Source organism: Shewanella sp. BF02_Schw, assembly GCF_014596695.2.
In the GTDB taxonomy this organism is placed as follows: Bacteria; Pseudomonadota; Gammaproteobacteria; order Enterobacterales; family Shewanellaceae; genus Shewanella.
Map to the genome: position 1 here is coordinate 106,969 of NZ_JABKAW020000004.1, position 18,280 is coordinate 125,248.

Genomic DNA, 18,280 nt, shown 5'->3' on the forward strand with positions numbered 1-18,280 from the left:
TGCTCCTTAGTGCTGGTGAGCATCGGTAGTGGTTGATTCTTTGGTCGTTGGAGCATTACTTAAACGCTGTAAACTGCCTTGAATACTGGCTTCTGAGTCCAATAAGAACTGCCCTGAAATAACCACTTTGTCATGTTCATTCAGTCCTTCTAAGATTTCGGCTCTACCGTCTGCCATCATACCAATTTTGACTGGCACGGAAGCAAAGCTGGTATCACTGCGTTGCACCACCACACGGTTTTCACGTCCAGTAAGGATCAGTGCTTCAGTTGGTACCGTGAGCACATTATTCTTAGGCAGACCAAATAAGGTCACATCAACTAAACTGCCTGGTCTGAGTTTGTCGTTATGATTGTTAAGCTTGATCCGCACCCGCATCGCTCGGGTGACAGGGTCTAATTCTGGGTAGATATAGTCAATTGTCGAGTCAATATCAAACAGCCCTTGTGCTGCAGCGCTAACACTGACTTTACGGCCTTGTTGTAGCCAGCTTTGTTCATTTTCAAATACATCAGCAATGACCCATACACTGTCTAAATTAACGATTTCAAACAAGGTATCTCCAGGCTGAATATACATGCCATCACGCACGGTTAGCTTACTGATAAAGCCATCTTGTGGGGCATAAAAAGGCACTTTAAAAATGGTTTCACCGGTTTTTTCTAAACGATCAATTATCGAGGTATCGACGCCAAGCAACTCTAAGCGTTTACGTGCTTTAAGTAATAAACTGCTACCTCGTTTTTTATCTTGCAAAAGGTAGTCTTGAGCTTGGGAATAGTCGTCTTGGGCATTGACGAGTTCGGGCGAGTAAAGCTCATATAAAAGTTGGCCCTTTTTTATCTGTTGTCCCACGTTATGTACCGTGAGCGTTTCGATCCATCCGGTTGCGCGTGTATGCACATGGCCAATCGCATTTTCATTATATTGCACTGTGCCTATGGTATTCACTTGGCGCGACAAACTGGTCTTTTCAACTACATGGCTTCGCATACCCAAAGCTTGTTGCATCCCGCCAGAAACACCGACAACAATTTCTTGGCTTGCATCGGTAACGGTGACCTTCTCTAGATTCATCCCGCAAATAGGGCAGGTACCAGGAGCATCGGACACTACATGTGGATGCATTGGACAGACATATTTTACATTGGTGCTATCGCTCTGATTTGCTGTCGGCACTAATGTAGGTTTAGGTTGGCTAAACACCTTATCTGCTTGGCTTTGTTTTACAGGAGTCGCACTTTGCATGTTTGCCATTGGATCTTGAGTGCCGTCAACGGTGGACTCTTCTTCCTCCTCTTTGACGACGAGAAACATATTACAGATGGGGCAGGTTCCCTCTTTATCACTGATCACTTCAGGGTGCATCGGGCAAGTATAGGTTTTACTGGCTTGTGACTGATGCTGGGCATGATCGTGCTCTGCGCCATAAGCGACAGGTGATGTGAAAGCCGCGGGGATCATTACCCCAACAAACGCGCCTAATAGCACACTAGAAAGTGGGAATTTTTTCATAACAACCTCGATATTCATCATGACAATACTGACGATTGCCATGATGATAAACGCTAAAAACAATAATGTTGAATGTGCTCAACACACAAGAATGATCAATTAAACTTGTCTGCTAGGCTTGGTTCTTTTTGAATAGCGCCATGCATGTTAGCCATTGGATGTTGAGTGTCGCCAGCACTGGACTCTTGTTGCTCATCTTTGACGACGAGAAACATATTACAGACGGGACAGGTTCCCTCTTTATCGCTGATCACTTCAGGGTGCATCGGGCAGGTATAGGTTTTACTGGCTTGCGACTGATGCTGGGCATGATCGTGCTCTGCGCCATAAGCAACCGTTGATGTCAGAGCTGCGGGGATGATGACCCCAACGAATGCGCTTAATAGCACATTAAAAAATGGCAATTTTTTCATAATAACCTCGATATTCATCATGACAATACTGATAACCGGCATGATGATAAACGCTAAAAAACAATAGTATTGAATGTGCTTAACGCACAAGAATGATCAATTGAATTAAGCGATAGGAGGGCGGAACGCAGGAGGGAATGCGATTGACACATGGTTAACAACCATCGCAAGCGGTGCAGAGTAAACGGGAATACTGGTCGTTGCCAATGGAATATCAATTAGGTTGGCAGTAAACGAAATAGTCAAACAGTGGTTACAATCCAAGCTGCAAAATCCGGAACCATTACAACAGCTGGTTTGCGGTAACTTTGCGGCAATAGGTTCATCCATATCATTGACGATATTTTGCATATTATCGTGGCAATTCTTCATTGCCTTATGCGACATGGCTGATGTGGTGTTGGTTGTTTTGTCGGTTTGAGCGGACATTGCTTGAGCCATTTCTGCATGGGCCATTGGCACCATCAAACTGTCATTAGTCAGCAACCCCTGTCCGACAAGTGCGAACAAAGTGATTACGATGATCCAATAGTTTGACTGCTTTGCTCTCATTTAGCCTTAACCAAGTCGTTTATTAGGGGTTAGCTTAACAGACCTTTACTTAAGTAAAAATCTTTCAAGTAATAACAGATTAAATTTATTAATCTGAAAATGATGATAACGCTTTTATGATCAGTATCGTGTGATACACATTCCATTTCATTAATTTAGGGTCAACTTACGTTTAAATCGCCATTATTTGCGCTTTAGTTTGGGCCGATACCTGTTGCGCTTAAGCATATCAATCACCCAAATTAATCCACTAAAGGTTAACCATAACGTTATAAACGCAAAAATCTTGATAGGGATGTTATTAAAGCTGCCTTCACTGGTGTAATCCATAAAGTGCAGCATAAAAAATATATCGGCTAAACGTGTATGTTCATCACTGTGGCCGACGAGTCGACCCGACTGTGCTTCAATATAAACACTGGTGCCAATATTATCGGCGAAATTTATCTGCCAAGTGTCATTGCGCTGTTTTGGAAAGTCGTCCAATGGCGGAGTGAGTAAGAGAGTTGAACTTATTACAGCCTCTCCAGAGTAAGATGCTTTGGCCAACTGTTGCGCCATAGTGGTATTAATTATTACTTGGTTACCGTCATAAGCATCAACCAAGGTGTAGTCATTGTTAAGATGATTGTATAAGCCTTTTTCATGGGTTAATAGGTAGTAAGGTTTATCTAATAAATTAATGATGTTAAGCGATACGCTAGGTTTAAAGGCGGCCAGAATAGTACTAGGTTCACGCAAACGATGAGTCTCTATTACCACTTCAGTGTGAGTGTCGTTAAGGTGGGTAAGTCCTTGGGCTTTATTGTGATCCATAAGATTAAAATACAGCCCGCTGATTAACCAAAGGAGTAACTGAACCCCTACAATGACTGATGCCCATTTATGCAGTTTTCTGACCCAAAACATTAGGCAACCCCACTGTGTTTACGCTTGCTCAACATAGGCTTACGTTTGTTTTTAGTACGACGTAATACCCTGAAATACACTAATATTAACCCGCTAACGGTAGCTAAAGTTGAGAACAACGCTATCCAGAATAATAATTGGTTATCGATTTCTTCAGCATCGCCATAATCCATCACATGAAAACGAAACACCCAGTCGAATAAACGCCAAAATGCATGGCGCTTGCCTACTAATAATCCACTGTCAGCTGAGATATAAAGTGATGGTGCGGAAAAGTGGTCGAAATTAATTCGCCACGCCGGTAAGTGACGAGCACTGAGTTCAAAAGGTGGGTTATCAGTCAGTAAACTCACTTCGCTAATGGGCTCATTACCAAGGTAATAATATTGCGCTAATGCTATGGCTGCCGTTTGATTAAGTGGCGATAAACGTTCACCTGTTTGCGCATTTAGCAGTACCTGCTGAGTCGATTTTATGGTCGCATTTATAGTCGTATTTATGGTCGTGATAGAGAAGCGGTATACGTCTTGTTGCATCAGTTTACCGACACTTATTTGCTCTGCTTCAGGATAAGTTTGTAACAGTTTTGTCAATGAATACTGCATTTTATCGGTATTGATTTTTGTTTGGGGGTTACTGATGAGCGAATCCCCATGAATATAGTCAATATGCATAAACACCATATATGTTCCTGTTACTGACCAAATCACAAACTGTAGCCCGAGAAACAGCATCAACCATTTATGGAGTGTTCTTGCGGTTTTATGCATTCAAATTAACCTTATTATTTTTATTATTGGTTTAGTTAGAAAGTGTTTTAGGCTAGTAAATCAAGCTATAAATGACCATCGAGATACCATTATCTGTTAAGTAACTCATAGTTTGCAGCAATTTATGTTAATCGTGAAGTTAAAGCAGAGCTGTCAACGGACGCCAATAGCATTACTAGCACTAATAGCATCAATAGCATCACTAGCATGCAATTAGTGGCTAACAATGCGATGCCTGCAATGGAGTCGCATCACACTCAACATTAGTCGTCAGCGCTAACGCCGAATCAATTAGCGGGCAGTGAGTAATTGTTTCACTAATATTTGGCAGGAGATAAATGTTATCTCCTGCCTTTATCTACCACCGCTGTTGTTAATTTTTGCTCTTCAGTGTTGTTAGCCACTAGTGAAGGGTGAAGGCAAATACTTAAATTCAAAATCAAATTCAAAATCAAATTTAAAATCAAATTTAAAATCAAAAACAAATTTGGACACTGACAAGTTCACTCTTTTACTCGACGTTACCTTTATTGGCCACTTCGTTGACCTGATCCAGTAATTGATCATTATTTCGGTACGGCATATGCAAAAGTCGAGATCTAGCTCGCATTTTAGACATATTTTAGATAAACAATTCTCAAAATGGCGACTAAAATCAATTTTATAATTTCGAATAATCCTAAACTAGACTTATAAATATTAGAAATTCCTTTTTTGCTATTACGGAGATTGAACAATGAACTGGCGTGCACTATTTAAACCAAGCGCGAAGTACTCGATTATTGCCCTTATTGTGGTTGGTGTAATTGTGGGTGTCGTAGGTTATTTCGCAACACAACAAACTTTACATGCAACAAGTAGCGATGCTTTTTGTATGACATGTCACCGTGACCACTCGTTAAGAGAAGAGGTTATGGCGTCAGCCCATGGTGGTGGTAGAGCAGGTGTCACAGTACAATGTCAAGATTGTCACTTACCACATGGCCCATTTGATTATTTAGTTAAAAAAATCATTGTTTCTAAGGACATTATTGGCTTGATGACCATTGATGGCTTTATGACGCAAGAATGGTTAGATGAAAACCGTAAAGAACAAGCTGATTTAGCATTAGAATACTTCCGCAGTAATGATTCGGCTAACTGTCAGCATTGCCACACTCGTATTTATGAAGATCAGCCTGATACGATGAAGAAAATGGCCGTAAGAATGCACAGTATGAACTTTAAAAAAGCACCAGAAGACAGAAAGACCTGTGTCGATTGTCATAAAGGTGTCGCGCATCCTTACCCTAAAAAGTAATGTGCCGATGTTGTTAACTAAAAAACCTCGTTAAATAACGAGGTTTTTTTATGCCAATGTCTCAGATAATCGTCATTTTTATTATTTGTTGCTGCGGTTAACAAGCGGGCTAGCGTACTGTGAATGATGTTGCTCAAATAGTGCAAATACTCCCCACAGCAAAATCGCCCGATAATGTGCCGCAGGTATACTGTTTCGGAAATTTTTTAAGCGTGTGAGTAGCACAAATAACATGTGCATTGCCGCGGTGATAAAGGCAAACGTATTAATAAACAGCGATACATCAGGGCTGAAAATAAACAAGCCGTAAGCCACCAAACACCACATCGACAAAGTGGCCGTTTTACCAATTAATATAATATCGTGTATTGATATAGGCATTAACTTAATCGGCCGATAATTCGGTATTGTTCGGCTGATATTGGTACAGTCGATAACATACTTGACCTGCCTTTTTTTCTTTTAAGGCAACCCAGGTTGCTGGCACATTGACTGAGGTTAATTCTGATTCGGTTTCGAGATAAATTTGTGCATTGGGGTTTAACCATTGATGTTGCATCAATAACTCAATGGTTTTGTTTACTAAATCTTTACGAAATGGTGGATCGATAAACACAATATCAAAACCACTGGGTGTGCCTTTAGCAAGCACTTGTAAACTGTCGGCATTAATAACCTGTGCATTTTGACATTGCAGGGTGGCAAGGTTTTGTTTCAACTGATTAGCAGCATTTTTTTGCAGTTCAATTATGGTAGCAAAACTGGCATAACGAGATAAAGCTTCAAGGCATAAAGCACCGCTGCCGGCAAAGCAATCGAGTACTCTGGCACCACGGATATCGTTGGCAAGCCAATTAAATAAGGTCTCGCGAACGCGATCAGTTGTTGGGCGTAAACCTTCAAGATCATGGATCGGTAGCTTACGAGATCGCCATTGACCTGAAATAATCCGCACCTGACCGCTGCTGGTATTTTTTTTAGCCATCTCACCCTCGTGATTTTGCCTGAACAAAGAAAATAGAAAGTGGTAGACTATGCCACAATCTGAACCGCCGTTATTTTATATCAAACTTGTGATTAAATGTGAGTATTCATCATTTTACTGGTTAGAGATGCAACAAACGGCTTCAACTGAATTTTTAAGCATATAAATACTGGTAGCAAACATGGCAAAGAAAGGTTTTTTTTCCTGGTTTCGTAAAGATAAGCCCGTCCCTGAAGTTGAAGAACAGCAACAACTCGATATTGATGCGGAAAATGAAGTTGCAACAGAGTCTGCTGACCAAACCCAACAAGCTGAGCTGCAAAAGCAAACTGAAGCAACAGCGCGTCTAGACGTTGAGCGTTTTGAGCAAGAACGTCTCGAAAGCGAACGCGCAGAACAAGCGCATATCGACACTGGGCGTATTGCCGCGGATAAGTTAGCTGCTGATGTTTTAACTTCAGAAAAGCTAGCCGTTGAGCAGGCAGAGCAACAAAAGCAAGCGCAAGAGACTCAACGTGCAGAGGCTGAGCGTGCTGAACAGCTTGATCTAGAAAATAAGCGTCTTGAGCAAGAGCGTGTCGACAGTGAACGAGTAGAACAAGCCCGTATCGATGCTGAGCGTATTGCTGCAGAAAAGCTAGCCGCTGAGCAGGCTGAGCAACAAAAGCAAGCACAAGAGATTCAGCGTTTAGAAACTGAACGTTTAGAAGCCGAACGTGCTGAACAGATTCGTCTTGAACAGCTTCATCTAGAAACGCAGCGTCTTGAGCAAGAGCGTATCGACAATGAACGAGCAGAACAAGCCCGTGTCGGTGCTGAACGTATTGCTGCAGAAACGTTAGCAGCTGAAGCCTTAGCAACCGAAGCTTTAGCTACAGAACCAGCCGCACAGCAATTAGCAGAGCAGCATTTAGCAGAACAACAGGCTGCCGAGCAACAAGCACCGATAGAGTCTATTGAGTTAGCACAACAAGATGAACCGCAAGCTAAACCTCAAAAAGAGGGTATGTTTGCCCGCTTAAAACGTGGCTTAATGCGCACCAGCGAGAATATTGGTTCTGGTTTCATTGGCTTATTCCGCGGTAAAAAAATTAATGATGAGTTATTTGAAGAACTCGAAGAACAATTGTTAATCGCTGATGTGGGTGTCGAAACCACCAATAAATTAATTAAAAGCCTGACCGAGCATGCATCACGTAAGCAACTTAAAGATGCAGAAGCACTTTATGATTTAATGCGTGAAGAAATGCAAAAAATGCTCGATCCGGTAGCCATTCCTTTAGTTCCCGATAACGCCAATGGCCCGTTTGTCATTCTTATGATTGGTGTCAATGGTGTGGGTAAAACCACCACGATAGGTAAACTGGCTAAACAGTACCAAAGCCAGGGTAAATCTGTCATGTTAGCAGCCGGTGATACCTTCCGCGCAGCAGCCGTTGAGCAGTTACAAGTGTGGGGACAACGCAATAATATTCCGGTCGTGGCCCAACATACTGGCGCAGACAGTGCTTCAGTCATATTTGATGCCTTGCAAGCCGCTAAAGCACGCAAAGTAGACGTATTAATTGCTGATACAGCAGGACGTTTGCAAAACAAAAGTCACTTAATGGAAGAGTTAAAGAAGGTCGTGCGAGTGATGAAAAAACTCGACCCAGATTCGCCTCATGAAGTCATGCTAACGTTAGATGCCAGCACTGGCCAGAATGCTATTAGCCAAGCACAGTTGTTTAAAGAGGCGGTTGGCGTGACGGGGATTACCATCAGTAAATTAGATGGTACCGCCAAAGGTGGGGTGATTTTTGCGATTGCCGATAAGTTTTCTATTCCTATTCGTCATATTGGTGTCGGTGAGCAAATTGATGATTTGCGTACTTTTAACTCCAATGACTTCATTGAAGCATTATTTAGCCAGGATAAAACGGACCAATAATTTATGATCCAATTTGAGCAGGTCAGTAAAATCTATGCTGGAGGCCAAAAGGCCCTTATGGATGTCAACTTTCACCTTCGACAAGGTGAAATGGCTTTTTTAACCGGCCATTCTGGTGCGGGTAAAAGTACCTTGCTCAAACTCATTACGGTTATTGAACGTGCTACGGCAGGTAAGGTGTCTATTAATGGGCATAACATTGCCAATGTAGGGCCAAAACATGTGCCCTATTTACGTCGCAATATTGGGGTGATCTTCCAAAATCATCACTTGTTGATGGATAAAACCGTATTTGACAATATTGCCTTGCCGTTAGTGATCGAAGGTTTCACCCATGGCGAAATTCGTAAGCGTGTTGCTGGCGCACTCGACATGGTGGGTTTATATGGCAAAGAACGGCATTTGCCGATAATGCTGTCGGGTGGTGAACAACAACGAGTCGGCATTGCCCGCGCTATTGTTAACAAGCCACCACTGTTGTTGGCCGATGAACCTACGGGTAACTTAGACCCTAAATTATCGATGGATATTTTACGCTTATTCGAAGCCTTTAATGACTCGGGTACTAGCGTGCTAATTGCCACCCATGATTTAGGCCTTATTGCGCGCATGAAATATCGCACTTTTACTCTGCGTGAAGGACGTATGCTCGGTGGAGAACGTTCTACTGCTGGTGGGGAGACAATACGATGAGTAAAAAAGTGAATATTACTCAGAGTAAATTACCTTTAAGCGGTCGTATTGTGATGTTTTTTATTCGCCATGTGCAACAAGGCATGTCGAGTATGGGCGAACTTTGGCGCAGCCCTGTTTCATCCATTATGACCATGGCAGTATTGGGCGTGAGTTTAAGTTTACCGGCGGCATTGCAGGTACTGGTAAAAAATGCTGAAAACATCACTCAATCTTGGAACAGTGCCGCTGAAATTTCGTTATTTATTAATAAAGGCCGCAGTGAGCAATCCATTCAAAGTTTGTTGTCGCGTATCAAAGCATTCCGCGAGGTTGAATCGGTCACTTATATTAGTCGCGATCAAGCATTAGAAGAGTTTCAACGCTTATCTGGTTTTGGTGAGGCGTTGTCATATTTAGATGAAAACCCACTACCTGCAGTTGTTACTGTAACGCCTTCGCTTAAGTATTCTAGTCCCACAGGGGCGCGTGAGTTACTGGTAAAATTAGAACGTGAATCCGAAGTTAACTTTGGTCGTTTAGATATTGAATGGTTAGAGCGTCTGCAGGCATTACTTAAATTACTTGAAAAAACGGTGTTGGCTATTGCTGCCTTGCTGGTTCTTGCGGTGGTATTAGTTATTGGCAATACCATTCGGCTTGCGATTATGAACCGTCGAACCGAAATTGAAGTGATGAAGCTAGTGGGTGCAACCGAAGCCTTTATTCAACGTCCGTTTTTATATACTGGAATTTGGTATGGGGTCATCGGTGGCATTTTGGCTTGGCTCATTATTAATGTGTTAGTGTGGTATCTCGATGGTGCCTTAGCAGAGTTACTGGGATTATATGGCAGTGAATTAACCATCCAGTCATTAACATTTTCAGAGTTGATTAAACTGGTGTTATTGGCATCATTCTTAGGCTGGTTTGGCTCATATTTATCTGTACGACAACACTTACGTAGCATTGAACCGTCATAATTGCAGGCGTATGATGAAGCTTAAGCCTTAATAATGAACGTTTGTTCACTTGCATTGCGATAGCCTTGCGGTAAAAATGTTCATCTAGTAGAACCTTATTTGACATATGATGTCATATAGTTGATAGTTTATCGGCTAAATCGAGTTAGCTCTCTTGTGTTGTGAACCAAGAGACCTTATTCATCGTACAGAATAATCGTACCGAGTTAGCTGAAATATATTTTTGAATGTAGTAGGAGAGCGAATGACTTATCAAACGCAATCAATGGCGCTGGCGGTTCCGCATAATGCTAGTAGCCTAGAAGCGTACATCCAGTCTGTGACCAGCATCAATATGCTGGACGCCGATACAGAGTACGACATCGCCAAGCGTTTACAAGAAAATGGCGACCTACAAGCGGCAAAGCAATTAATTATGTCACATCTTCGTTTTGTTGTGCATGTTGCGAAAGGTTATTCAGGATACGGTTTACCACAGGCAGATCTTATTCAAGAAGGTAACATTGGCTTGATGAAAGCGGTTAAACGCTTCGATCCCGATGTTGGTGTTCGCCTTGTGTCTTTTGCTGTGCATTGGATTAAAGCTGAAATTCATGAATACGTGTTGAAAAACTGGCGTATCGTGAAAGTAGCTACCACGAAAGCACAGCGTAAATTATTCTTTAATATTCGTAAGTCTAAAAAGCGTTTAGGTTGGTTTAGTGACGCTGAAGTGACCATGGTTGCAGAGAATTTAGGCGTATCGAAAGCTGATGTGACCGAAATGGAATCACGGATGGCAGCCCAAGATCCGGCCTTCGACTTAACCAATGACAGCGATGACGATCATCATGATTTTGCCCCAGCATTATATTTAGAAGATCATTCTTCAGATGTGGCGGATCAGGTTGAGCACGCCAATTGGGAAGCAGACTCTCAAACACGTTTATTATCGGCCATTAAAACCTTAGACGAACGTAGTCAGCATATATTACGTGCGCGTTGGTTAGATGATACTAAAGTGACTTTGCAGGAACTTGCATCGACTTATGAAGTCTCTGCTGAGCGAATCAGACAGTTAGAAAAGAATGCCATGAACAAGCTTAAATCTTGTATGGAGTAACACTCCAGAGTATTCGATTTTGATAGATTAAAACCTGCTACGGCAGGTTTTTTTATGGCTGGAATTTGATAATTTGATAATTTGGCTGCGAAGCTTTATCAGCACTCATTGATGTTGAACTTAGAGCAATCCAATGCAGACCCATTCACTCTAGAGCCAGTCAATGTCGTATATAGGCAAATTTCGAATAAGCGAATTTAGTGCCATCAAATAAGCCCGAAGCCACCGATGGTTAAGCGTTGTTGAGCAATCAATATTATTATGGTGCTATTTTTGCTGCGTCTATCTGGGTTTGAATGGCGTTGATGATGCTTTTTCTTGGCACTTTTAAACCACTGGTGACGACGTCTTTTGGCCAACCAAAAAATTGTCTAGGCCGCTTGAAACGCGCCAGTGTTGATTCAACTAACTGACTCAGCTGCAGGTTAATGTTGTCGACATCAATTGCTCTTAAATCAACAGTCTTTAAGTCAACAGCCTCCATGTTAACGGTCTCGAAATCAACTGGATTGGCATTAACGGTTTCGAGTTCAATTGCATTAGTACTATTGTCTGCGACACAATAATCAATAATGGCAGCAGGTAAGTGGCCAAAAATTGTATCGTCTAGGGCAAATACAATCGCTTGCGCGACATTGGGATGAGTTAATAATACTGCTTCAAGTTGTTCTGGATGAATGTTCTCACCGCCACAAATAAACATGTTATCCATGCGGCCTAAAATACTCAGTTGTCCTTCTGGATCTAATAGTCCTTTGTCGTGGGTACAAAACCAACCTTGATCATCTAATGGCAAGCTTAACCCCTGGTCGGTTAAATAGCCTAAAAATAAACACTCACCTTTTACCCAAATCACCCCGTCTTTTAACCTCAGTTGTCTTGAAGGCAAAGGACAACCATGATGGCTTAATAAATTGGCTTTAGCGGTGGTAATTTGCGAGCTCATCTCTGTCATACCATAGCTGGTGTAAGCATTAATGTGCAGGTGTTGTAGTGCATCAATAAGAGCCGGTTCTATGGCTCCGCCACCCAACAGTAATGCGCTTACATTGGTAAACGCCGCGGGATGTTGCTGGAGTATCTGTATCGCCTGGGTTGGCACTAATGACACATGGGTGATATGGCTACTTGTTAGCTGTTCGGCCAGTGTCAATGCGGGATCTCGCAATACAATGCAGGCTCCAGCCAAAGTGCAACGATGAATAATGGCCAACCCACCAATATGAAACAGTGGTAACGATAATAGCCAAGCGTCAGACGGCGCTAAAGCAATAAACGTTGCAGCCCCTTTGGCGCTGCTCAAATGGTTAGTTAAGCAATGTACCGCAGCTTTGGGTGTTCCACTTGAACCAGATGTGAGAATAATATTGGAAGCTTGATGTGGTGATACCTCAACAGCTTGGTTGCTTAGTTGATCTACTTTTTGAGGCAGTTCAATATCGAGCCAGTAGGCAATCTCAATTGCGGTTTTTCTGCTGACGTTATCGGTCCATAACCATTGGAGATCAAAGCGTTTGATAAGCTGATTAATCTGCACATCAGCCAATCGAGGTGACAAAGGTAAAAATATCCATCCCGCATCAATGCATGCCCAATATAGGCAAATCATGTCAATATTATTGTGTGACACACAAGCTACAATATCGCCATGCTTAACACCTTGTGATTGCAATTGTTGCACTACGCAGTGAACTAAACCACTTAACTGAGCATAACTGACGCGAGTCGTGGGGCAAGTATTGTTGCAAGTCTTATTACCAGTAGTGATGCTCGGATTGACGGCTTTATGGCTACTTTCAATAGCAATAGCATCTGGATGATTTAATGCTGCTTGATGCAAAGGTGACATCATTATATATCAGCCTCGCTTGAGCTTTGTGGTTGGCCGATGTGAGTCAGTAATTGCAACACTTGATGATTTAGCCGTGGAGATAATCCAGAGGTGGCTAACAGCAAGGGTTTGCCAAAGGCGCTTAATGTATCAAGGCCTGGTGGTTCATCTGGTGTTAGTGCCTGGCTCACTATGCGTAAGTCGCTGATACCGAGGTCAGCTTCTAAGCTTGAACTTACTATACCGCGCACACCAGCAAGATGAGCTTGGCTAATCATGTTTTGCAATTTTTCCAGCGAACCCAATAACATGGGTTTGATAATTAATGCGCCTAAGCCGGGTTGTTGTAATGCTAAATCGAGATCAAATTGAGATGAATTTAATGACTCATCTAAAGCATATTTTATTCCTAATTGCCGGTGTATTTGGGCATTATCACTGGGGTTAATACATGGCTCTTCAATGTATTCAATTTTGTGTTTTGGTAAACACGCTAAAAAGTCGATAGCCTGTTCAAGACTAAAACCACGATTAGCATCTAAGCGTAATGTTACGTGAGGTGCGATTGCCAGCACTTGATAAATAAATTGGATTTCGCTTTCCATACTGGTTTGAGCGACTTTAATTTTTACGCTGTTGATGCTGGTCAGTGTCTGTAACTTTTGAGTAATAACGTGTGCTGACATTCCATCGTAAAGTAATGGCACCACAGCTAACTGAGTCTGTGGATTTTCGATGCGAACAGGCAATCGATGGGTTAGTTTTGCATCCAATAAGCTCAATGAGAATGCCAATGATGGCAGCGACATCTGCTCGGCAATATTGGCTAAAATCGCTAAGGGTTGATCGATCAAGCTCGGTAATATTGACAACAGTTGTGATGTCACCTCATCAAGCGACTCTTGGCTAAACCCTGTTATTGGTTGGCTATCAATATCAAGGCCTGATAATGGGGCAATTTCAACCCAAGCCACTTGTTGATTATTGAGCTGGATAGCAAGCACTAACCCTTTACGAAAATCAATTCGTTGTATGCCTACAGGTAAACTAGGATTGAGCTCAATTTGATATTGATACAGAGTACAGCTGGTTATCGTTGAGTTATCTGATGACATTGTTACTCCTTTGGATCCGTTAACGGATCTAAGCACAATAACCCCAGTAAGGTGTCGGTAAACAATTGAGGATGCAGGCTGTGAATATTATGTCCTGCGGTGTGCAAAGGATGTAACTGCAAAGTGCCTAAACCAGACTCTGCCAGTGTCGCCTGCCAATCTATAGCCACCTGAGCAAATTTTTTGTCATCAACCCCATACATAAAATGACATGGACACGTTAGCGACTCAAGTACAGTGCGGCAGTCTTGCTGCAAACTAAGAGACGTTGTTATGTAACAATTGGCTAAGCGTTGTGGATCATTGCTGCGGCGTATTGCAATAAGTTGCTGCTTTTGAGATTGACGCAAGTCATTAAAAACCGCTTGTTGATACCAAAGACTGAGAAAGTCCGCTATGGGCATATGCTGGAGTTTTTTCGCCCAGATACTATCGCTTTTAGCTCGCGCGGCTTGTTGCTGAGCATCTTGCAAGCCTGGATGAGCGGATTCGAGCGTTAAGCTCAAGAGCGAATCAGCATAATCATCTGCAATATGCAGCGCTATCCGTCCGCCGAGTGAGTAACCCAATACATGAAACTGCATATAACCCATGCTATGCATTTTACTCACAATAAGCTCTGCCGCTTGGTGTAATCCCGGTGAGTTTAAAGTGTCTACGTTAGCGCCATGGCCTGGTAAATCAATGCAAATACAATGAAAATATTGGCTTAAACGTGGCATTAAAATAGACCAGTCGTCTTTACTACCCAAAAAACCATGCAGCATTAATAATGCTGGTAATTGTGGTTGGCCAAAGCGACTGATCATTACCATTAGTGTTGTTTCACCCATTGACTGATTTGTGCTATTTGGTCGCTGGCTTGAGTTGGGCTGACATTGACTTCAATCACTGAGGCACAATTAAACTCAAAGGCTTCTTGATACGCTTGATTAAACGACTCAATATCATCTGCTTGTCGATAGGCTAAACCAAACATAGCAGCGCCATAACCAAACTCTAAACCGTGGCTTAATCGATAAAAATCATTGCGCAGGCTTTCATTGGGTACAGGTAATAGATTAAAAATATTACCTCCATCATTATTAATAATAACCAGCACAAATGGTTGAGTCATTTGTTTTAACAGTGCCAGAGAATTGAAATCATGCAAACAGGATAGGTCGCCCATCACTAGGGTTGTAGATGCATTTTTGTCTGCGGCTACGCCACAAGCGGTTGCAATTAATCCATCAATGCCCGATGCCCCTCGGTTGGTATAAATTGCCGGTGTATTGGTGGCAATTGGTGCGTACATATCGTAGAGCCTGATAGGTAAACTATTACCGATAAACAGTATATGTTGATCTGTTTGAGCCAATGCTATGGCACGCACAACTTGGGCTTCACCAAAGGTTGTATTGTCGATTTGTTGTTTAAACAGCGACTCCAATGACTCATTCAGCGGTAATAATTGTAATGCCCAGTTGGCTTGTGATGAGCGTGGCCAAGGTAATTGGCATACCGCTTGAACACTTGCCTGATAAAATTCTTTAGATTGATGGCTCGGGTCTAAACGATCGCCGTATTTACTTACATGCCAGTAGCTATGCCAAGATTGTTGGGCAATATATTGAAGTAAACGTTTAGAAATAAAACGCCCACCAAAGACTAATATCCGCTCAGCTTGCTCGAGTTGTTTGTTGGCTTTCGGGTTTAATAATAACTGGTCAACGTGGCCTATTACGCCTGGATGCTGACGCAACTGTGATTGTGCATCAACTAATACTGGCCAGCCAAGCTTCTGTGCTAACGCGACGATTTGCTGTGGATTATCTTCAGGAGCTAAGGTACCAATCACTATCACGCCTTTACCGTGAACAAAGCGCATTAAGGTGTCTGTAGTGGGTAACTCTGCAGTCGTTAGGCTAGCATAGCGCGTCAGTGGTTTAGTGTTTTCAAACCACTGGTTTAATGGTGCAAGATAGGTTGCAGTTGTAAAGCTCGCGGTTTTTTTTACGTGAGCCAATGTCACCAATTCTGTTGGGTATAGCGGCTCACGGTACATACAGTTTATGTGAACCGGCTGGTGTTGGTTAGCTACAGCATGATCGATAGTACTCAATAATGCATTAGCCGGATAACCAAGATCAGGCGTTGGTAAGTTAACTTGTTTAGCATATTGAGCAAAAATAGCGGGCTGAATTATCGCTTGATTCGCACCACAATCAATCAGCTCTGGTGGTCTGTCACCAGATAAAATAATCAGCGGCACATGGGTTAACCACGCCTCAACAATGGCTGGATAAAGATTGGCCACGGCGGTGCCTGAGGTGGTAATGATGGCGACTGGCGCATTGCTGGCTTTTGCCAATCCAAGGGCCATAAACCCTAAACCACGCTCGTCAAAATGAATATGACGAGTGAGCTGGGTTTGACTAGCAGCGGCCAATGTTAGCGGAGTTGAGCGAGAACCTGGTGCCATACACACATGCTTAACCCCTAAGCGTGCAAGCTCTTCCAAGATCAATTGACCCCATAACAAATTCATATCGGCGCTGGTCTGTTGTTGCATATTGGCTCATATTACAAATAAATAAACGAATATTAGTGTAACGCCAAGTTAGCGTTATATCTAAGATTTAGCGCAGATTTTTATCCAAAATCTGCGAAATAAGTTGTTAAGGCTACAATCAAATATCAGCCTCATCCTCTCTTGCTTTATTTATGTTGTGCTAATGTTATTAATATGATTTATTTATTGTATTAAAAATAATAACAAGGACTCTCGGAATATGGAATCTGCTGCATTATTAAAAAGAGTTGATGAGTTACCTCGCTTACCCAAAGCGGTTAGTGAATTGTTAGATGCGGTTAATAATGAAAATACCACCGTAAAGAGTATTGCAGCCAAAGTGGCTCAAGATCCTCTTATTAGCGCTAGAGTATTGAGGTTAGCTAATTCAGCTCATTTTGGTCGCAGTCGTGAAGTGGGTTCTATTGACGAAGCTGTGATTCGATTAGGCATGCAAACGTTGCGGACGTTAGTGATTGCTTCTGCGGTTATTGGTGCAATTCCTAATGCTGAAGGGATTGATCTCGCCCAATTCTGGGGTGAGACTTTTGAGGTCGCCCTGTATTCACAAGAAGTAGCCAAACGTTGTGGCGTTGCACCAGATGAAGCTTTTACGTGCGCAATTTTACACAATATTGGTGATTTACTGATTGCCGTTGTTGAGCCTTCGGTCGCAGCACAAATCAGAGCCGCTGTCGCTGAAGGGGCTGATAAGCAACAGCTTGAAACGAGCTTATTAGGTTTCGACTCACCCTCTGTTGGTGCTCTATTAGCTAAAGCATGGAAATTTACTCCCTCTTTAGTGCAAGGGCTCGAGCATCAACGCGCACCGCTTAATGCCAAGCCGGTTTCTAAGCTGGCTGCCGTTATCTATTTGTCGCACGAGGTGTTTGCCCATTGGGATGATCAACGCGATGACGAATCTTTTACCGCTTGGTTGGCAGATATAACGAATCACAAAGCCGGTATCATCAAAATGGATATGGCCGGATTAGCCGAGAAGCTCATCGAGTTAAGAGGTAAAGGGTTAGAAATAGGTAAGCAATTAGCTTAGTTACAGTTAACACACTTAACCATTAAGCTCTGTCTATACAGAGCTTTTTTAGGCTTGATTGTTAATCCATTCGCTCATAACCACATGGGTTTTAATTTTGACGATGTCAGCTTGAGCATCAATAAATTCGCGGATTTCATGTAATCGTTGCATAGAATTGGCATGCACATAAACCAATAAATCCATGTCGCCGGTAATGCCTTGGCAAGTTATCACTTCCGGTATGGTGGTGAAAATATGGATGACTTCGGCGCAACGGGCGCAACGATGCTGAATTTCAAAGTATGCCGACACGCCTTGTTTTGCGACTCACTCAGTAAAACCTGATAGCCACGGATAACCCCCGTTTGTTCTAATTTCTTAATTCGCTCGGTGACAGCACTGCGCGATAAATTCACTTGCTCAGCAATAAACGAAATACTCTGTCGAGCATTGTGGCGTAATTCGTTTATAATCGCTTTATCAAATTTATCCAATGATTTATATCCCGATAATTGTGTGTCACACCTACATACTGTCATTATGACGGAAAGTTGCCTTTTATCCGTCATATTGTCGGTTTAGCAAAGCAACTTGAGCTCATTAACCCGCAGAA

At 42.4% G+C, this 18,280-nt stretch carries 16 protein-coding genes and 2 pseudogenes; 6 read left to right on the forward strand and 12 right to left on the reverse strand.

Annotated elements, in window-relative coordinates; all coding sequences use genetic code 11:
- Positions 1-6: 6 nt before the first annotated feature.
- The 5 genes and pseudogenes from HNW13_RS15720 to HNW13_RS15740 form a co-directional block, all read right to left on the reverse strand.
- Positions 7-1,515, reverse strand: coding sequence for an efflux RND transporter periplasmic adaptor subunit (locus HNW13_RS15720; RefSeq protein WP_192114012.1), 1,509 nt, complete (start codon positions 1,513-1,515; stop codon positions 7-9).
- Positions 1,516-1,712: 197 nt separating this feature from the next.
- A pseudogene (locus HNW13_RS15725) lies at positions 1,713-1,928 on the reverse strand (heavy metal-binding domain-containing protein); the annotation flags it as partial.
- A gap of 105 nt (positions 1,929-2,033) precedes the next feature.
- Positions 2,034-2,480: a CopL family metal-binding regulatory protein gene (locus tag HNW13_RS15730; protein WP_162022078.1), complete on the reverse strand. Its 447-nt coding sequence runs from the start codon at positions 2,478-2,480 to the stop codon at positions 2,034-2,036.
- Between the two features lie 183 nt (positions 2,481-2,663).
- Positions 2,664-3,389 (reverse strand): PepSY domain-containing protein, encoded by a 726-nt coding sequence (locus tag HNW13_RS15735; protein ID WP_192114013.1) that lies wholly within the window; start codon positions 3,387-3,389, stop codon positions 2,664-2,666.
- Positions 3,389-4,159, reverse strand: a complete 771-nt coding sequence (locus HNW13_RS15740; RefSeq protein WP_182743357.1) for a PepSY domain-containing protein — start codon at positions 4,157-4,159, stop codon at positions 3,389-3,391. The genes HNW13_RS15735 and HNW13_RS15740 overlap by 1 nt, the downstream gene beginning before the upstream one ends.
- A gap of 736 nt (positions 4,160-4,895) precedes the next feature.
- Here HNW13_RS15740 and HNW13_RS15745 point away from each other — a divergent pair.
- Positions 4,896-5,459: a NapC/NirT family cytochrome c gene (locus HNW13_RS15745; RefSeq protein ID WP_162022081.1), complete on the forward strand. Its 564-nt coding sequence runs from the start codon at positions 4,896-4,898 to the stop codon at positions 5,457-5,459.
- Between the two features lie 81 nt (positions 5,460-5,540).
- On the opposite strand, the gene HNW13_RS15750 is transcribed toward HNW13_RS15745, so the two are convergent.
- A complete protein-coding gene (locus HNW13_RS15750; RefSeq protein ID WP_101084897.1) occupies positions 5,541-5,840 on the reverse strand; it encodes a DUF1145 domain-containing protein in 300 nt (99 codons plus the stop codon).
- A 4-nt stretch (positions 5,841-5,844) separates the two neighbouring features.
- Complete coding sequence (gene rsmD / locus HNW13_RS15755; RefSeq protein ID WP_182743353.1) at positions 5,845-6,444, reverse strand: 16S rRNA (guanine(966)-N(2))-methyltransferase RsmD; 600 nt, start codon at positions 6,442-6,444, stop codon at positions 5,845-5,847.
- A 181-nt stretch (positions 6,445-6,625) separates the two neighbouring features.
- On the opposite strand from rsmD, the gene ftsY reads away from it, so the two are divergent.
- The 4 genes from ftsY to rpoH all read left to right on the forward strand — a co-directional run bounded on the left by ftsY (position 6,626) and on the right by rpoH (position 11,131).
- A complete protein-coding gene (gene ftsY, locus HNW13_RS15760) occupies positions 6,626-8,374 on the forward strand; it encodes a signal recognition particle-docking protein FtsY (RefSeq protein ID WP_182743351.1) in 1,749 nt (582 codons plus the stop codon).
- A 3-nt stretch (positions 8,375-8,377) separates the two neighbouring features.
- Positions 8,378-9,067 carry a cell division ATP-binding protein FtsE gene (gene ftsE / locus HNW13_RS15765; RefSeq protein WP_101084900.1) on the forward strand — a complete coding sequence of 230 codons (690 nt, stop codon included), beginning with the start codon at positions 8,378-8,380 and terminating at the stop codon, positions 9,065-9,067.
- A complete protein-coding gene (gene ftsX, locus HNW13_RS15770; protein WP_101084901.1) occupies positions 9,064-10,029 on the forward strand; it encodes a permease-like cell division protein FtsX in 966 nt (321 codons plus the stop codon). Before ftsE ends, ftsX begins: the two co-directional genes overlap by 4 nt.
- 244 nt (positions 10,030-10,273) lie before the next feature.
- Entirely contained in the window at positions 10,274-11,131 is an 858-nt protein-coding gene (rpoH, locus tag HNW13_RS15775) for an RNA polymerase sigma factor RpoH (protein WP_011635768.1), read from the forward strand.
- A 259-nt stretch (positions 11,132-11,390) separates the two neighbouring features.
- On the opposite strand, the gene menE is transcribed toward rpoH, so the two are convergent.
- Genes menE through menD form a run of 4 tightly spaced genes read right to left on the reverse strand, consistent with a single transcriptional unit; the run spans position 11,391 to position 16,631 of the window.
- A complete protein-coding gene (gene menE / locus HNW13_RS15780) occupies positions 11,391-12,983 on the reverse strand; it encodes an o-succinylbenzoate--CoA ligase (RefSeq protein WP_192114014.1) in 1,593 nt (530 codons plus the stop codon).
- Entirely contained in the window at positions 12,983-14,077 is a 1,095-nt protein-coding gene (gene menC, locus HNW13_RS15785) for an o-succinylbenzoate synthase (protein WP_192114015.1), read from the reverse strand. Before menC ends, menE begins: the two co-directional genes overlap by 1 nt.
- Before the next feature lie 2 nt (positions 14,078-14,079).
- A complete protein-coding gene (gene menH / locus HNW13_RS15790) occupies positions 14,080-14,892 on the reverse strand; it encodes a 2-succinyl-6-hydroxy-2,4-cyclohexadiene-1-carboxylate synthase (RefSeq protein ID WP_192114016.1) in 813 nt (270 codons plus the stop codon).
- Entirely contained in the window at positions 14,892-16,631 is a 1,740-nt protein-coding gene (gene menD, locus HNW13_RS15795; protein WP_192114017.1) for a 2-succinyl-5-enolpyruvyl-6-hydroxy-3-cyclohexene-1-carboxylic-acid synthase, read from the reverse strand. Before menD ends, menH begins: the two co-directional genes overlap by 1 nt.
- 220 nt (positions 16,632-16,851) lie before the next feature.
- On the opposite strand from menD, the gene HNW13_RS15800 reads away from it, so the two are divergent.
- The gene (locus tag HNW13_RS15800) at positions 16,852-17,685 is read left to right on the forward strand and encodes an HDOD domain-containing protein (RefSeq protein ID WP_192114018.1); all 834 of its coding nucleotides are present in this window, start codon (positions 16,852-16,854) and stop codon (positions 17,683-17,685) included.
- A 48-nt stretch (positions 17,686-17,733) separates the two neighbouring features.
- On the opposite strand, the pseudogene HNW13_RS15805 reads toward HNW13_RS15800, so the two are convergent.
- Positions 17,734-18,161, reverse strand: a pseudogene (locus HNW13_RS15805) (Lrp/AsnC family transcriptional regulator).
- Positions 18,162-18,280 lie beyond the last annotated feature (119 nt).

Bases quoted from the DNA above. Each gene is read 5' to 3' on its own strand.
- menC (WP_192114015.1), bottom strand. From the start codon at position 14,077: ATGTCATCAGATAACTCAACGATAACCAGCTGTACTCTGTATCAATAT.
- menE (WP_192114014.1), bottom strand. From the start codon at position 12,983: ATGATGTCACCTTTGCATCAAGCAGCATTAAATCATCCAGATGCTATT.
- menH (WP_192114016.1), bottom strand. From the start codon at position 14,892: ATGGTAATGATCAGTCGCTTTGGCCAACCACAATTACCAGCATTATTA.
- HNW13_RS15750 (WP_101084897.1), bottom strand. From the start codon at position 5,840: ATGCCTATATCAATACACGATATTATATTAATTGGTAAAACGGCCACT.
- HNW13_RS15740 (WP_182743357.1), bottom strand. From the start codon at position 4,159: ATGCATAAAACCGCAAGAACACTCCATAAATGGTTGATGCTGTTTCTC.
- HNW13_RS15730 (WP_162022078.1), bottom strand. From the start codon at position 2,480: ATGAGAGCAAAGCAGTCAAACTATTGGATCATCGTAATCACTTTGTTC.
- ftsX (WP_101084901.1), top strand. From the start codon at position 9,064: ATGAGTAAAAAAGTGAATATTACTCAGAGTAAATTACCTTTAAGCGGT.
- menD (WP_192114017.1), bottom strand. From the start codon at position 16,631: ATGCAACAACAGACCAGCGCCGATATGAATTTGTTATGGGGTCAATTG.
- ftsY (WP_182743351.1), top strand. From the start codon at position 6,626: ATGGCAAAGAAAGGTTTTTTTTCCTGGTTTCGTAAAGATAAGCCCGTC.
- HNW13_RS15800 (WP_192114018.1), top strand. From the start codon at position 16,852: ATGGAATCTGCTGCATTATTAAAAAGAGTTGATGAGTTACCTCGCTTA.
- HNW13_RS15745 (WP_162022081.1), top strand. From the start codon at position 4,896: ATGAACTGGCGTGCACTATTTAAACCAAGCGCGAAGTACTCGATTATT.
- rsmD (WP_182743353.1), bottom strand. From the start codon at position 6,444: ATGGCTAAAAAAAATACCAGCAGCGGTCAGGTGCGGATTATTTCAGGT.
- rpoH (WP_011635768.1), top strand. From the start codon at position 10,274: ATGACTTATCAAACGCAATCAATGGCGCTGGCGGTTCCGCATAATGCT.
- HNW13_RS15735 (WP_192114013.1), bottom strand. From the start codon at position 3,389: ATGTTTTGGGTCAGAAAACTGCATAAATGGGCATCAGTCATTGTAGGG.
- HNW13_RS15720 (WP_192114012.1), bottom strand. From the start codon at position 1,515: ATGAAAAAATTCCCACTTTCTAGTGTGCTATTAGGCGCGTTTGTTGGG.
- ftsE (WP_101084900.1), top strand. From the start codon at position 8,378: ATGATCCAATTTGAGCAGGTCAGTAAAATCTATGCTGGAGGCCAAAAG.